This window comes from Sulfuriflexus mobilis, assembly GCF_003967195.1.
Taxonomy (GTDB): Bacteria; Pseudomonadota; Gammaproteobacteria; order AKS1; family AKS1; genus Sulfuriflexus; species Sulfuriflexus mobilis.
The window spans coordinates 2,338,554-2,354,183 of sequence record NZ_AP018725.1 but is presented as its reverse complement, the minus strand read 5'-3'; the positions used below and the strand labels follow the sequence as shown (position 1 = coordinate 2,354,183).

Annotated in this window: 14 protein-coding genes; 6 read left to right on the top strand and 8 right to left on the bottom strand. The window is 56.5% G+C overall.

Annotated features, from left to right (window positions below; genetic code table 11):
* Nucleotides 1-31: 31 nt before the first annotated feature.
* On the bottom strand, nucleotides 32-295 hold the full coding sequence (gene rpsT, locus EL386_RS11545; protein ID WP_126456365.1) for a 30S ribosomal protein S20: 264 nt from the start codon (nucleotides 293-295) through the stop codon (nucleotides 32-34).
* Between the two features lie 184 nt (nucleotides 296-479).
* Here rpsT and murJ point away from each other — a divergent pair, with 184 nt between their 5' ends.
* The 6 genes from murJ (at nucleotide 480) to ispH (ending at nucleotide 8,136) form a co-directional block, all read left to right on the top strand.
* Nucleotides 480-2,042, top strand: a complete 1,563-nt coding sequence (murJ, locus tag EL386_RS11540) for a murein biosynthesis integral membrane protein MurJ (RefSeq protein ID WP_126456363.1) — start codon at nucleotides 480-482, stop codon at nucleotides 2,040-2,042.
* Nucleotides 2,043-2,105: 63 nt separating this feature from the next.
* A complete protein-coding gene (ribF, locus tag EL386_RS11535) occupies nucleotides 2,106-3,041 on the top strand; it encodes a bifunctional riboflavin kinase/FAD synthetase (protein ID WP_126456361.1) in 936 nt (311 codons plus the stop codon).
* A 33-nt stretch (nucleotides 3,042-3,074) separates the two neighbouring features.
* Entirely contained in the window at nucleotides 3,075-5,906 is a 2,832-nt protein-coding gene (gene ileS, locus EL386_RS11530) for an isoleucine--tRNA ligase (protein ID WP_126456359.1), read from the top strand.
* A gap of 315 nt (nucleotides 5,907-6,221) precedes the next feature.
* Nucleotides 6,222-6,698, top strand: a complete 477-nt coding sequence (gene lspA / locus EL386_RS11525; RefSeq protein WP_126456357.1) for a signal peptidase II — start codon at nucleotides 6,222-6,224, stop codon at nucleotides 6,696-6,698.
* A 38-nt stretch (nucleotides 6,699-6,736) separates the two neighbouring features.
* Nucleotides 6,737-7,198 carry an FKBP-type peptidyl-prolyl cis-trans isomerase gene (locus EL386_RS11520; RefSeq protein WP_126456355.1) on the top strand — a complete coding sequence of 154 codons (462 nt, stop codon included), beginning with the start codon at nucleotides 6,737-6,739 and terminating at the stop codon, nucleotides 7,196-7,198.
* Nucleotides 7,199-7,203: 5 nt separating this feature from the next.
* The gene (ispH, locus tag EL386_RS11515; protein ID WP_126457347.1) at nucleotides 7,204-8,136 is read left to right on the top strand and encodes a 4-hydroxy-3-methylbut-2-enyl diphosphate reductase; all 933 of its coding nucleotides are present in this window, start codon (nucleotides 7,204-7,206) and stop codon (nucleotides 8,134-8,136) included.
* A gap of 6 nt (nucleotides 8,137-8,142) precedes the next feature.
* Here ispH and EL386_RS11510 read toward each other — a convergent pair whose 3' ends face one another.
* The 7 genes from EL386_RS11510 to EL386_RS11480 are packed head-to-tail and all read right to left on the bottom strand — an operon-like array spanning nucleotide 8,143 to nucleotide 15,595.
* Nucleotides 8,143-8,607, bottom strand: a complete 465-nt coding sequence (locus EL386_RS11510) for a type IV pilin protein (protein WP_269471106.1) — start codon at nucleotides 8,605-8,607, stop codon at nucleotides 8,143-8,145.
* The gene (locus EL386_RS11505; protein ID WP_148103031.1) at nucleotides 8,607-8,963 is read right to left on the bottom strand and encodes a hypothetical protein; all 357 of its coding nucleotides are present in this window, start codon (nucleotides 8,961-8,963) and stop codon (nucleotides 8,607-8,609) included. The genes EL386_RS11510 and EL386_RS11505 overlap by 1 nt, the downstream gene beginning before the upstream one ends.
* A gap of 48 nt (nucleotides 8,964-9,011) precedes the next feature.
* The gene (locus tag EL386_RS11500) at nucleotides 9,012-12,851 is read right to left on the bottom strand and encodes a pilus assembly protein (protein ID WP_126456351.1); all 3,840 of its coding nucleotides are present in this window, start codon (nucleotides 12,849-12,851) and stop codon (nucleotides 9,012-9,014) included.
* Nucleotides 12,852-12,888: 37 nt separating this feature from the next.
* Nucleotides 12,889-13,467, bottom strand: a complete 579-nt coding sequence (locus tag EL386_RS11495; RefSeq protein WP_126456349.1) for a pilus assembly PilX family protein — start codon at nucleotides 13,465-13,467, stop codon at nucleotides 12,889-12,891.
* The gene (locus EL386_RS11490) at nucleotides 13,468-14,574 is read right to left on the bottom strand and encodes a PilW family protein (protein WP_126457345.1); all 1,107 of its coding nucleotides are present in this window, start codon (nucleotides 14,572-14,574) and stop codon (nucleotides 13,468-13,470) included.
* A complete protein-coding gene (gene pilV, locus EL386_RS11485) occupies nucleotides 14,571-15,110 on the bottom strand; it encodes a type IV pilus modification protein PilV (protein WP_126456347.1) in 540 nt (179 codons plus the stop codon). Before pilV ends, EL386_RS11490 begins: the two co-directional genes overlap by 4 nt.
* Nucleotides 15,101-15,595 carry a GspH/FimT family pseudopilin gene (locus tag EL386_RS11480; protein WP_126456345.1) on the bottom strand — a complete coding sequence of 165 codons (495 nt, stop codon included), beginning with the start codon at nucleotides 15,593-15,595 and terminating at the stop codon, nucleotides 15,101-15,103. Before EL386_RS11480 ends, pilV begins: the two co-directional genes overlap by 10 nt.
* Between the last annotated feature and the right edge of the window lie 35 nt (nucleotides 15,596-15,630).

Here is a 15,630-nt window from a genome sequence, read left to right as displayed (position 1 = left end):
GCTCCTTTTTTATTGAACGCAGTATGGCGGATTAGGCCATGGCGCGAACATGTCCGTTCATACGGCTCTTGTGGCGAGCGGCCTTGTTCTTGTGAATAAGACCCTTACCGGCCATGCTGTCGATAACCGGACCGGCGGCCTTGATGGCAGCTTCGGCAGCGGCTTTATCGCTTGCTTCGATGGCTTTGTAGACGTTCTTGATGTGGGTACGCATCATGGAACGCTGGCTTGTATTGCTACGGCGATTTCTTTCCGCCTGGCGAGCACGCTTTTTTGCTTGTGCAGAATTGGCCACGGTTAAAGCTCCTGCTAAAAATCTGTCTGGAAAAGCGCGTAACTATGATGATTTTCGTCGCACTTGTCAAATCTGCGTGAGCAATTGCTCGTTTGGGCGCGGGCGGCCGTCGTGCTATGCTATGCGCCGTGAAAAAAGAAATAAAAACAGTTAGTTATAGCCTGTTTCCGAGGGCGCAGGCCGAATGAGTGGCCGCCTGCTGAAATCGACCGCCGTGGTGGGCGGAAATACCCTGATTTCCCGTGTATTGGGCCTGGTGCGTGACATCGTCATCGCCCGAATCTTTGGTGCCGAGGCGGGGACGGACGCCTTTTTTGTCGCCTTCAAAATCCCCAATTTCTTCCGTCGCCTGTTTGCCGAGGGCGCCTTCTCACAGGCCTTTGTGCCAGTGCTGGCCGAATATAAGGCGAAGGGAGACGAGCCGGCCCTGAAGGCACTGATTGCGAATACGGCCGGTACCCTTGGTGGTGTTTTGTTAGTGCTTACTATCATTGCTGAGCTTGCCGCGCCGTGGTTGGCGATCGTGTTTGGCCCGGGGTTCTACCTTGAGGGTGGTGACAAGTATGTCCTCACCGTGGACATGCTGCGCATCACCTTTCCCTACCTAATGTTGATCTCGCTGACGGCGCTGGCCGGCGGGGTATTGAACACCTTCGGCCGTTTTGCCGTGCCGGCCTTCACGCCGATCCTGCTCAACCTGAGCATGATCGGCGCGGCCGTCTGGCTGGCACCACAGATGGCCGAGCCCGTGACCGGCCTGGCCTGGGGGGTGTTCATCGCCGGGCTGGTGCAACTGACCTTCCAGTTGCCGTTTTTGGCCCGTCTCGGTCTGTTGCGCTGGCCGCGCTGGGGGCAGACCCATGCCGGGGTTCGCAAGATTATGCGCCTGATGTTGCCGGCCATCGTCGGTTCCTCGGTGGTGCAGATCAACCTGCTTATCGATACCATCATCGCCTCATTTCTGGTCACAGGCAGCGTGACCTGGCTGTATTACGCCGACCGCATGGTCGAGTTCCCGCTCGGGGTGTTCGGTATCGCCCTGGCCACCGTGATCCTGCCCAAGCTCTCACAGCAGCACGCCGGGGACGACCCGGAGGCCTTTTCGCGTACGCTGGACTGGGCCCTGCGACTGGTGTTGCTCATCGGCCTGCCGGCCACCCTTGGCCTGTTTGTGCTTGCAACGCCGATTATCTCGACACTTTTTGAGTACGAGGCCTTTGTCGCGGTCGATGTGCAAATGGCCGCCCTGGCCCTGATGGCCTATTCGGTTGGTCTGCCGGCCTTTATCCTCATCAAGGTGCTGGCACCGGCTTATTACGCCCGCCAGGATACGAAGACACCGGTCAAGATCGCCATTCGCGCCATGTTTGCCAATATCAGCCTGAACCTGCTGTTTGTCGTGCCCATGGTGGTCTATGGCATTAGCGGTCCGCACGCCGGGCTGGCCCTGGCCACGGGTCTGGCGGCCTGGTTGAATGCGAGCCTGCTCTGGCGCGGCCTGCGGCAACAGAAGATTTATCACCCCCAGCCCGGCTGGCCACGCCTGGCCACGCAGGTAGTCGTGGCATTACTGGCCATGTTTGCCGTACTCTGGCTGGGCGTGGCCGGGGCGGGTCAGTGGTCTGTCTGGGGCTGGTCGGCGCGGGCGACGCAGTTGCTACTGTGGATCGCCATTGCGGCGGCCAGTTATGTGCTGGTGCTCGGGCTCATGGGCCTGCGACCGGCGGCTTTGCGCCGCGGCGCGTAAAATCAACACTTCTACGTGCCGAGTATGCTTTATAATATATTGTTTCGTCAGGTCTGAGCACGCATGGAACTCATTCGTGGATATTACAATCTGCGCCCACGGCATCGTGGCTGTGTCGCAACCATTGGCAATTTCGACGGTGTCCATTTAGGCCACCAGACGGTGCTTGGCCAGTTGTCGGAAAAGGCCGCCGAACTCGGCGTGCCCTCGGTGGTGATCAGTTTCGAACCTTATCCGATGGAGTTTTTTGCCCCGGACAGGGCTCCGGCGCGACTGACACGCCTGCGCGAGAAGGTTCGCGCCCTGACACGTTATGCGGTCGATCGTATGCTGTGCCTGACCTTCGATGCCAGATTTGCCGCGCAGCCGCCGGAAGAGTTTATTCAGCGCGTGCTGATCGACGGACTGGATGTGCGTTACCTTGTCGTCGGTGATGACTTTCGCTTTGGTAAAGATCGCGCCGGGGATTTTGAATTGTTATGCAAGGTCGGTGAGCAGCGTGGTTTCAAGGTCGTGCACCTGCACACCTTCATGATTGACGGGCAGCGGGTCAGCAGCACCCGGGTGCGCGAGGCGCTGGCAACGGGGGATATGGCGCAGGCCGAACAATTACTCGGCCGGCCCTATCGCATGTGCGGGCGGGTGGCGCACGGTGACAAACGCGGACGTACCATCGGTTTCCCGACCGCGAATATTCACCTGCATCGCAACAATACGCCGGTGAAGGGTGTGTTTGCGGTGGAGATGTTTGGCATCGAGGGTGAGCCGGTGCAGGGCGTGGCGAATATCGGTACGCGACCGACGGTGGACGGCACGCGTAGCCTGCTCGAGGTGCACCTGTTTGATTTTGATGCCGATATTTATGGTGAGTATGTAAATGTCGAGTTTGTGCACAAGCTGCGCGATGAGCGGCGTTTTGATTCGTTTGACGAGTTACGCAAACAGATCGATATTGATGCAGAGGATGCGCGGGCCTTTTTTACGCAGCGCGATAAATAATTTTTTGAAAATACTAAGTTGACAGAAAACACCATGGCTGATTATAAAAACACACTCAACCTGCCGAACACGGCCTTCCCGATGAAGGGCAACCTGGCACAACGTGAACCGGAACTGCTCAAGCGTTGGGCGGAACTGGATATTTACGCAAAGCTGCGCGCCCATTGCGCGGGGCGGGACAAGTTTATTCTGCATGACGGTCCGCCGTATGCGAATGGCGAGATCCATATTGGCCATGCGCTAAACAAGATACTCAAGGACATCATCATTAAGTCCAAGACCTTGTCGGGTTTTGATAGCCCTTACGTACCGGGTTGGGACTGTCATGGCCTGCCGATCGAGCTGAACGTGGAAAAGAAGGTCGGCAAGGCCGGTCACAAGGTCGATGCACGCACGTTCCGCAATGCCTGCCGTGAATACGCGGGTAAGCAGGTCGACAAGCAACGCGAAGACTTCAAGCGCCTCGGTGTGATCGCAGACTGGGATAATCCCTACCTGACCATGGACTATGACTTTGAGGCCGATATCATCCGTAGCCTCGGCACCATCATTGATAATGGTCACTTGCACAAGGGCGTGAAGCCGGTGCACTGGTGTACCGATTGTGGCTCGGCACTCGCCGAGGCCGAGGTCGAATACGAAGACAAGACCTCGCCGGCGATCGATGTGCGTTTCACGGTACTCGAGGAAGAGGCCCTGATGGCGCGTTGTCGTCATACCGAGCACAAGGGTGAAGGGCCGGTCTCGGTCGTCATCTGGACGACGACCCCGTGGACTCTGCCGGCCAATCAGGCCGTGGCCGTTCATCCTGAGCTCGAGTATGCCGTGGTGCAGTGCAACGGTGCGCTCGGTGCCGAGCGTTTGATCCTTGCCGAGGCGCTGATAAAAGAGGCCATGGCTCGCTATGAAATTGATGACTACCGCGTCGTCGCCTACTGCAAGGGCTCGGAGCTCGAGGGTCTGATGCTGGGCCACCCGTTCTACGAACGTGAGGTGCCCGTGATCCTCGGTGAGCACGTGACGACGGAAGCGGGTACCGGTTGTGTGCACACCGCCCCGGGTCATGGTCAGGACGACTACGTCGTCGGCATGCGTTACAAGCTCAAGGTCGATAACCCGGTCGGTGGCAATGGCTGCTTCCTGCCGGATACGCCGCTGTTTGCCGGTGAGCACGTCTTCAAGGCCAATGACAAGGTCGTGGATACCTTAAAGGCGCACGGCAAGCTCGTGCACCATGCCGCGCTGCGTCACAGCTACCCGCATTGCTGGCGTCACAAGACGCCGATCATCTTTCGTGCCACGCCGCAATGGTTTATCAGCATGCAACAGAAGGGTCTACGTAAGCAGGCCATGGCAGAGATTAAAAAGGTCAGCTGGATGCCGGACTGGGGTCAGGCACGTATCGAGGGCATGGTCGAGGGGCGCCCGGACTGGTGTGTCTCACGTCAGCGTACCTGGGGTGTGCCGATCCCGATTTTTGTGCACAAGACCACGGGTGCCTTGCACCCGGATACGCAAGACCTGATTGAACAGGTCGCCACGCGTATTCAAGCGCAGGGCATTGATGCCTGGTTCGAACTCGAACCAAAAGAGCTGCTTGGTGATGCGGCCGATGATTATGACAAGGTTACCGATACGCTGGATGTCTGGTTTGATTCCGGCGTCACGCATCGTGCCGTGCTGGATCGCCGTGACGAACTGACCTGCCCGGCCGACCTGTACCTGGAAGGTTCCGACCAGCACCGCGGCTGGTTCCAGTCCTCCCTGCTGACCTCGGTAGCCATGCGCGCTCATGCGCCCTACAAGGCTGCGTTGACGCATGGTTTCACCGTTGATGCCAAAGGCCACAAGATGTCCAAGTCGAAGGGCAACACGGTTGCGCCGCAGAAGGTCATCAAGTCCCTCGGTGCCGATATCCTGCGCCTGTGGGTGGCGGCAACAGACTACAGCAAAGAAATGGCTGTCTCCGATGAGATCCTGAAACGTTCGGCCGATACCTATCGTCGCCTGCGCAATACTTCACGTTACCTGCTTTCGAACCTGAGCGACTTTGACCCGACAAATAATATGCTGGAGCCATCTGCGATGCTCGCACTCGATCAATGGGCCGTTATGCGCACTGCGCAGATTCAGAAACAGGTACTTGATGCCTATGATAGTTACGAATTCCACCGCATCTACCAGCTCGTGCATAACTTCTGTGCCGTAGACATGGGCGGTTTCTATCTGGATATCACCAAGGATCGTCAATACACCATGCAGGCTGATAGTGTCGCACGTCGTTCGGCACAGACGGCGACCTATCATATTGCCGAGGCACTGACCCGTTGGTTGGCACCTATCCTGACCTTCACCGCGGAAGAACTCTGGCAGCATCTTCCAGGTGAACGGAGCGATTCGGTGTTCTTTGGAGAGTGGTATGACTTACCACCGATGCCAATAAGTGATGGGATGAACCTGAAATATTGGGATGAAATAATTGAAGTCCGTGATGCCGTCAACAAGGAACTCGAGACCGCGCGCAAGGCCGGGGTAATCGGTTCCGCCCTGGATGCCGAGGTCGGCCTGTATTGCGGCCGTGAGATTCTTGACAAGCTGAATGCGCTTGAGGATGAATTGCGCTTTGTGCTCATTACCTCCGAGGCGCGCACCTACCTCGCCGGCGAACCGCCTGCCGAGGCGCAGCATTGCAGCTTGTCGAATGGCGATGAGCTATGGATTTCCGTATCGGCTTCGGCACATGAGAAGTGTGCACGTTGCTGGCATCATCGTGAGGATGTCGGTAGCCACAGCAAACACCCGGAACTGTGTGGCCGCTGTGTGGAAAATGTTGAGGGTGAAGGCGAGCAACGTCGCTTTGCCTGAGTTTAATTCTCTGGAAGGGGCGCGGAGGCCGCAAAGACGCAGAGGGCGCAAAGGGAAGCGTATGAGCTGTTAAAATTTCCCGTTATTACTTTGCTGCATCTTTGCGTTAAGTTAGAGGCTAAAGGCATACCTCAATCGGTTGTGGTTAGGGTGTTGAGAGTGCGAGTGCTTACCATTGTTTATTATAAACATCGTAATACAAAGTATTTAAATAGTATTTGAGGTTTTAGCTTGTATTTACATGGATTTACTTTTTAATTTCTTTGCGGCCTCTGCGTCTTTGCGAGCTTTGCGTTAAATTACAGGACTTAATATATGCTCAAGTGGTTATGGTTATCGGCAGTCGTGATTGGTCTGGATCAGGCAACGAAGTATCTGGCCAGTACCGAGTTGCAGTTCCATGTGCCGGTGGCGGTGATGCCATCGTTTAACTGGTTCCTGGCGCATAATACCGGTGCTGCATTCAGCTTCCTGAGTGATGCCGGTGGCTGGCAGCGCTGGTTCTTTATCGGCCTGGCAGCGCTGGTGGCGGTGATCATTGTTTCGTGGCTAAGGAAACTGGAAGGTTGGCAGACCTGGCTGGCGGCGGCGCTGGCGTTGATCCTCGGTGGCGCCATTGGCAACGCCATTGACCGCATCTACCATGGTTATGTCATCGACTTCATCCAGTGGTATTACGCGAGCTATTACTGGCCGGCCTTTAATATTGCCGATGCGGCGATCAGCGTAGGCGCGGCCATATTGATCATCGACGGGCTGTTTGGCTCGAAGAAAGCGTCTGCACAGGATTAACAAAGTATAAGTTTAATCTTAAGAGTTTATTAAATAGTATGAGTAAAAATGCAGAAAAGATTCAGGCTGGCAGCAGTGTATTAATTAATTACACCCTGGCGCTTGAGGACGGTACCGTGATCGAGTCGACCCAGGGCAGTGACCCGCTACGTTTTACCGTCGGTGACGGTGCGCTGATCGAAGGACTGGAGGCTGCGTTGGTGGGCCTGGGTGCAGGTGATCGCCAGTGCGTACAACTCGACCCGCGCGAGGCCTTCGGTTTTGCCGATGAGACCAATGTCCACCTGATGACGCGTGATAAGTTCCCGGCCGATATGGAACTCGAACCGGGCTTGATTATCGGATTTACCACGCCATCGGGTGAAGAGGTGCCGGGTAAGATTCTTGAGTTGCCGGATGAAACCCTGGTTGTGATCGATTTTAATCACCCGCTGGCCGGGCACAGCATTACCTTCGATGCCGAGGTGCTGGCCGTCGGCGAACAGGACGAGATCGAGTAATGACCATGCAGGTGCTGCTCGCCAACCCCAGGGGTTTCTGTGCCGGTGTTGACCGCGCGATAGAGATCGTCGAACGCGCCATCGAACTGTTTGGCGCGCCGATTTATGTGCGTCACGAGGTCGTGCATAACCGTTTTGTGGTCACCGACCTGCGCAACAAGGGCGCGGTGTTTGTCGAGGAACTCGATGAGGTGCCGGACGGGGCTACGGTGATCTTCAGTGCCCATGGTGTGGCCAAAGCCGTGCGTGCCGAGGCAGAGCGGCGCGGCCTGACGGTGTTTGATGCCACCTGCCCGCTGGTGACCAAGGTGCACATGGAGGTCGTGCGGCATGTGAAGGCACAACGTGACTGTATCCTTATCGGTCATGCCGGGCACCCGGAGGTTGAGGGCACCATGGGCCAGGTGGAGAAACAGAACGGTACCATGCACCTGGTGGAAACGCCGGAGGATGTCGCCGGCCTGGTGGTGCACGATGAAGACAGGCTTGCCTTTGTGACCCAGACGACCCTGTCGATGGATGATACCCAGCGTGTCATCGAGGCCCTGCGGGCACGTTTCCCGAATATCGTCGGCCCGAAGAAGGATGATATCTGTTACGCGACGCAGAACCGCCAGGATGCGGTGAAACGTCTGGCGAAAGAATGCCAGGCCATGCTCGTGGTCGGCTCACCGAACAGCTCCAATTCAAATCGCCTGCGTGAGATTGCCGAGAAACAGGGCATCCCCGCCTGGTTGATCGATGGTCCGGAAGATATTCAGCCTGACTGGTTTACGGAAGACATGCTGGTCGGTGTCACCGCCGGCGCCTCGGCCCCGGAAGTGTTGGTTGAAGATGTCATTGCACATCTGAGAGAGATGGGGGCGAGTGTGGTGAATGAAGACCAGGGTGAACCTGAGCGAGTCACCTTTAACCTGCCGAAGGCCTTGCAGAAATAACCTGGCTTAATTCCAGCAGTCGGCAATCGTCCCGGTGCCAGATTTTCCCTTAGCTCCAGTTTGATCCAGGGTCAGGTTGGCGCACTTGGTATCCGCGGTCTGCGGGGCCTGTGGCATGGCGGTTAAATCATAGGTGCTGGCAGTGGTAGCGATGCTTATTTTATAAAACTTTTCTTCTGAATCTTGTGGTGGTGGCACCGGGGGAGTGCCTGTACCTGTGGCGGCTGGGCAAGTGGCACCCGTGTATCTCCCATTCTGACTAAAACAACGCTCAAGCGCCTGGGCGACACGGGTTAATGCCGCCTTGCCATCGGAGCGACGGGTCTTGATCACCTGGTCCTGATAGGACGGCAGGGCCACGGCCACCAGGATACCGATGATGGCTATAGTAATCATGACTTCAATAAGGGTGAAACCGAGGTGACGGTGTTTCATGCGGGTTGCCTTTGTCATATCACGTAATGATTTCATCAGTCTAACTCAACGGTGCCTTTCGGCAGGGTCCAGGCCTCAACGAGAAAGCGCCGACGTTGATTGTCTTCGACATAGGTGAAGCCGAGCTCGGTGCCTATCTTGTCGAGTTCATATAGAGAACCCGTCTGTGAGCGGGTCGTGTGTACCCTGGTGTTGTTAGTAACATAGTAGCGTAAGCCACTGATAATGACACTGCGATTGTCCTTCGGGTCGGTGATAATACCGGTGGCCTGGAAAGTATCCGGGTAGTAGGAGGGGAGTTGGCTGCTGGTCGCAAACAGCGGCATTGATACCGCAAGTGCCAGTATTGCCAGCAGCATAACTGGAAGCCAACCCGGTGCTGATTTATACATGGATATATTCATTACCATTTCTCTCCGTAATACGTTGCGTGCGACCGGTTATTCGAGCTCACGCCAGGAATTGCGACCAATAGCATTATCGTTGCCGGTATTAGTGGCGATACTGCGGATAGACTTGTCACTGGTCTGGGTGACCTTGCGGTTGCCGATGAAGGAGGAATCGGTCGGGGTCGAGTCATCAAATCGTATGCCCGTGACAACATTGGAACCATCCATAGCAGTAGCACTGCCGCCGACATTATCATTATCATCAAAGCCGCTGATATTATTGACGTCAAAGATGATATTAGTACCGGAACCGCCGTTTGCCGGGTTAAAGCCCAATTCAAAACCACCCGCGCCGGTGGTGCAGGCAGACTGGCTCTTGGGGATAACGGTATTCACGAATAACAGGCCGCCGCGGAGGATGAAGTTACGCACGGCACGTTCGCCGGGGAATTCAGCCGGGTCCCCATCAACCCCACCTGCCGGTGGCACGTCGAGGTCGATGACCCAGCCTTCTTTTTTTCCAGAGCCATTATGAGCCCAATCGTCAATTGTAATATTGCTCAGGGTGCGCACGGTAAAGCCACTGATCGCCGTGGCCTGGTTGGTAAAGCTTTGTTCCACCAGCCGGGCGTAGTCGACGGGATTGATGGTGCTGCCTAAGTCATCCCATAGGCCGTAGATCGACTGGATGGAGGTGTCCGTGATGTCGTCGGTGGTAAAGTAGCTGCCGGTGCCGACGATCACCAGGTAACCCGCCGCTGAGGGGTGTTTGATGACTATCGGCCGATTTGTGATCGGCTGGATCGGGCCGCCACTCTTATACGTGGCGGTAAACAGCGGATTGCCGCTTGGCAGGTCCCAGCTGCCAATCGTATTGCCGCTCAGGTCAAAGCGGTAGACATTGCCCTGCAGGTCGCCGGCATAGACGACATCCACGGTACCATTGTTGTCGGTATCGATACCGCGTACACCACCGAGGCTGTTCGGGGTTGTGCCATCTGCACTATCCACTTTGCCCTTACCGGTATTGATCTTTATGTAGTCAGTTCCATGTGTCCAGCTGCCATTCACACCGCCGTCGAGGAAGACGATGAACAGTTCGGCATTGCCGTTGGTGCTGGCACTGTTATAGCCGTTACCAAAGATCGCCGCCCAGCGTTGTCGACTTGGGCTACCACCATCGCTGACATTAGTCATGGCGATAAGGGGCTCGCTGATCAGGGTACCAAGATTCGAATTATCAGCAATTAATGAAGTGTCAATATTAATATCGTCGGCCTGGGTGAATTCCCACAACACTTTGTCCTTGGCCTCGGCCTCGGTATCGAGTGTGGTCGGGTCGGTGACATCGAGGGCAAACAGGCCCGGGCCGCCTGCACCGCGGCCACCGACCAGCACGGTATGCCATTTCTTACCATCACCATCCATAAGATCAGCAAAGATGTCATTGACGGCGGGCGAGAGGTCGACAAAATACTGATGGGTATAGTTGGGGTCGGTCAGCTTGGTCAGTTGGTCAAAGCCGACGTTCGGCACATAGGCCATGACCTCTTCGCCGGTATTGGCATCAAAGCCGTGCAGCATACCGTCATTGGCACCAATATAGACGATTTCACGTCGGTTTCGATACATGGTCTCAAAGGTGCTGTAGAGGTCTGTCGTGACAATGGGTATGGCGGGCGCGTGCGTCGGGAAGAGCCCTTGATCCCGACCCCTGAATGGAGGTTCACCAACAAAGACCGGTGTTGAGTGGACGATATCACCGAGTTTGCCGCCAGCGCTGGGACGGTCGCGGAAGTCCTCATTGCTGGCCGGATTATTGCTGGCCTCTTTTTCACTCTGGCCACGCAGGTAGTTGAGGCGAGCCTCACCACGTTCGCCGGCGGTCCCGGTCCCGACTACGGGTGTTTCCAGTTGGGTCTTCTGGGTGGCATCCAGGTCGGTCCACTGGAAGGGGATACCGGCGAGTGAGGTCGCATTGTAAGTCACGATCTCGCGACTGTCTGAGCTGGCACCGGTTTTATCATCGAGCCGCTCGGCGGCATCCCAGCGCAGCGTGGGTGAGATGGCTCCAGTGATACTCACATCCTGTGCGACCAGGCTACCAGTGTTGGTCGTTGTGTCAAAAAAGGCGCGGAAGATGAGCGCACCACTCTCCAGGTTCTGGGTATTAAAGGCCACCGAGGAGGCGGCGCCGGTACCTGCGGAAATTTCGCTAAAGATATCCTCGAGTGAGGACGTCAGGGCGACCGAGTCGCTGGCGCTGAGGAAATCACCGCGGCCATTCCAGGCGGCATGGCGCAGGTCATCGATCTTTTCAGCGGCACCAGCGGTAGGGTCCGGCCAGGTAAACGCTGTGTTTTTGTCAGTCGGGCCGGCGGTCAGCGTGCCGCTAACGCCGAGGCCAACGGTGTAGGTGGCCATGTGCTGATGCATGGTCCGGAACGGATTGGTGGCACCCCGGTAGAGGTTCCGATCGCGTGCGGTAGTCGGCACACTGTCAGTGAGACCGTGCAGGTCGCGCTCATAGTAGTGCATGGCGACGTCGGCCAGGGTATCGCTGGCGGTATCGGCAAAGGAGCCGCCATCAAAATCGGCTGTACCATCATCTTCGTCGGTATTGCCGACAGAGGGGGAACTGCCGTTCCACTCCCCATCACTCAACTGGATGGTGTAATGTTGCTGGCAGGTCCCGGCCGGGGCGGCAAATACCGGACAATTATTGGCCGTGGCACGGTTCGTGGGATTTTCGGCGGGGGATGCGGCCGTCAGGCCGTAGATGTTGTCGGCGACGCACTCGAAATAGCGGCCGGCATCCCTCAGGCTCTCACGTAGTGGAGTACTCGTGATAATCGGCTGTACCTCGAATATCTCATCCATCAGGGTCCGCTTGTTGCCACTGTTGATGGACACATTCATCGGTGCCACCTGGATGGGATTGGCCTTATTAATAGTGATGAAGCCGACCCGGGCGCCAGTGACGGGTTCGATGACCTTGCTGTAGGCATTCTTTGCGGTCAGGTCGCGCTTGCGGTAATAGCTGAACCAGTTGGCGAAGTTTTGGATTTCCTGTGCGTAGCTGCAGGATATGGTGGAACTTGCCTCACCATCACCGCCGCAATCGGTACGGGTGCCGGCGCGGTCCTTCGGGAAATTGGCAGACTTGATCTCGACCAGGGTGTGGGCGTCACTGGCATCGACAATGCCATCAGTGTTGCTATCGGTCCAGGTGTAATAACGGGCCGGGTAAAAGTCGGTAACGGTAAAGTTACCCGTCAGCGCAGGAATGGTCGTACAGGCTGGAAGGGTGCATTTGGCGGTATAACTGAGGGTCGTGGTCAGGTTCAGCGAGCCGTGGCTGGGTTCGAACGGGTCGTAGAGCGCCACAGTTTCGGACATGTTTGCATAGGTGGCACCGGCAGTATTTACGCCCTTCCAGGGGGTATATTCAACATTCGGGTTGTAATAGATCTTGTTGTAGTCGCTGTTCCAGGCACGCCAGGCACCGCCATCGTCAGCGAGGCCTTGCGTGGCCATAAACTCGGGGTCTGGCATGATCCTGGTGTTTGTTCCGAATGCCGCTGCGTTTTTAGCCGGGGCAGTATCAGTGCTTGTGGAAGGGTGTGTGTAGTAGTACCTATTAGCGAAATCACTGGATGTATCCGGCAGGTGCATGGAGAGGCCAGCCTCACTGGTGATGATGCCGAGGTCCATACTGAGGGAATCATCGGCGAGGATCAGGATATTCGGGTCAACGCCGGTGGAGATTTCAAGGGCGTTTTTGGCGATATCCAGTGTGCCGGCGGCCAGCGGCGTGCCGAACAGGCTTAACAAGGCGGCTGTTGCGGGGAACAGTTTATGGGATAGTTGTTTGTGGAGGAAACTCATCATGGTGCTCCCGTATCTTTCAAAAGTTGCGTATGACCTATCACGATGACGGCAGGTTGTTACTGCCGGTTACACCGCTCACACCGTAGACGGTCTGCAGGAAAACCACGCTGTTATCCGAGCCACCGGTGCCGCGTGCGGTGACCCGGAATAGAGCGACCCCGGCGCCACCCGAATTACCCCCATAGTTATCCAGATTGGTCTTGGTATCACTTGAGTCAGTCGGTTCGGAGATATATTCAATAATGTATTTCGGCGAGGTGCCTACCCCGTGGCTGCTGGTAATATCACTAGCGTAACGGTATTTATCGGCATCTGCCCAGTCGACGGTCTTCCACAGGTCGAGGTGGGTGCCATCATAAAGCCCGGCGGTATTGGAGCGGAAGGCACTGGTGAGCGCGATAGTATCGAGGAAGGCCTCGGCATCGGCGATGGCGGCCTCGGCGGACTCGAAGGCGACGTGGCGGTCGCGCATGTTACCGGCCATACGCTCTTCCAGGTTGGTGCCTTGCATGCTGGTGACACCGAGTATGGTGAGGAGCAGGAGGATGATCATGCTGATGATCAATACTGCGCCTTGCTGCTGATGACGGGCCGGGGTTGTGGGCATGATAAACATTTACAGGGTTCCTCGGTTACGCAGTTTTACCGTGGAGGTGAAGATGTAGCGCTGACGGCGGTCAGAGGTATAGGCCGGATCCGTGCCGGTGTTGTCATGTTCGACACTGGTACCGACGACATTGTAGGCGGTAGTGTCGGCCTCGGCGGCGGTCTGGTCCGGGGCGACCATGAGCATACCGATGCGCACACTGACCACATTCTTCCACTGGGCCTCGGTGGTCAGCTGGTCAGCGGTGACATAACGCTGTGCGGGGCTGAGCGCGTCAGGGGCGAGACCGTAGACGATTTGCAAGGTCTCGATGCCATCAACGAGTTCTTCTCTGTTAGCCGGGTCAAAGGGTGTAGTAGTCGTGTTAAAACGATTGCGGTACAGCGAATGACCATTGCCGGAGGCGCTGATACCGAGGTAATAGATAAAGGACTCGAGGCTGACGATCTGTGAACCAGGACCATATGTCTTTCCGTTGCCGTTTACCGAACTACAGTCAGTCGGGTAACCGAGGCCCTTGCTGCAGTTGCCCGGGGTGCCGGTACCTGTGTTATGCACAATCGTGACATTCATCTGGTTAGCGTTAGTGATTTGCAAGATAGAGGTATTTTCACTGTCACAGACCAGGACGATATCGCCATCTACGAAGTTATGTGTGCCGCCCACGAGCTCGAAATTCGCAGAGCTTTCGGTGTGTTTTTTGACACTGAAGCCGGTGCTGCCACCGCGGATGATGCGTACGGCATCGGCACCGGCAACCCGATCACCGGCCGCCGTGCCCACCGCCGGGAAGTCGGCATGAAAGGCGCTGCTGCCGTCATAGCCCTGCAGCGGGGCGCCAAAGAAATTCACGCCGGCCGGGGTACTATTGAGTACGTTGCCCTGCTTGCTCGTCTGCTTACAGGGCTGGAAACCGGCTGAGCGCAGGTCCTTGCTTAGGGCGTCCATGGAATAGCGGGCGTTTTCCTGCATGCGCGACAGGCTTTCCGCAGAGCTATAGCTCTGCTTGCTGCTGATAAACATCTGGATAACGCCGCTGAGCAGGATCAGGCTGATGGTGACGGCGACCATGAGTTCAATCAGTGACAGGCCGTGTTGTCTGTTGGCCGTACTCATAGCTTGGTACTCACGGTAAAGGTCGTCTTGCGGTCATCGCCCGTCTTGGTGCGGTCATCCACCCACACAATAGTCACCGTGGTGATGCCGCCGGCAGTGGCAATGCTGCCTGTGGCCTCAAGGAGGGCACCCTTAATACCTAAGCCGGTACAGACGGTATTTGCGTCGTAGGTAGTGCTGAGTGCACATTTCCACTGGTTGAGGTCAAAGCTGGCCATCTCGGCGGCGGTGCAGGTTACCATTGGGTCGTTGGTTTGACAGTTTTTACTGGTCGATGGGGCCACGTTATCGGCGATATCGTAACTGCTAGGGGTCGCTTGGGCCTCGCCAAGGTTGGCGCGCATGCGGTCGATGATGTCGTAGGCCAGCATGGTGGCTTGTGAACGCTGATAGGCGCTGTAGTTAAACTGCAGGCTCTTTGCCTGCAGCCCGGCCAGGCCCAGCAGGCCAATGGCCAGCACAAAAACGGCGACCAGTACTTCGACCAGGGAAAAACCGCGTATGTCAGGTTTGCTATGCATCATAATCAGGGACATGTGGTAATGGTTGTAATCGTCGGCCGACCGGTAAAGAGGATCTTGATCTCTCGCCCGGTAGTGGTGTTGCTGTTACACAGGGTGAAGGTTCTTTCATCCTGGGTACTGGCAACCTGGCTCAGGTTAGAGGCCCGGCCGAGGGAATCAAATGAGATGCTGGGGGTAGCCGCCGAAGCAATCAGGGTATTGCCGCTCGGTAGTGCCGGTGTTTGTCGTAGTACGGTGCTGCTAGCGGCCGGGGTCATGGACCAGCCATTATGCCAAGCTGTGTTACCACTGGTAGCACTAACCGTGATCGTTGTGCCGCGGCGGATGGCCTCGCTACGCGCCAGGTTGATGGTGGTAATGAATTCATTGGCCAAGGTCGTAACACGGTTGTTCCTGATCATAGTGGTGAAACTGGGCACGGCAATCGATAGCAGCACCACGGCGATCGCCATGGTGATAATGAGTTCAATAAGTGTAAAACCACGTAAGTTCTTCATAACTGTATATGTAGCAATTGCCCGGGGGCTTGTCT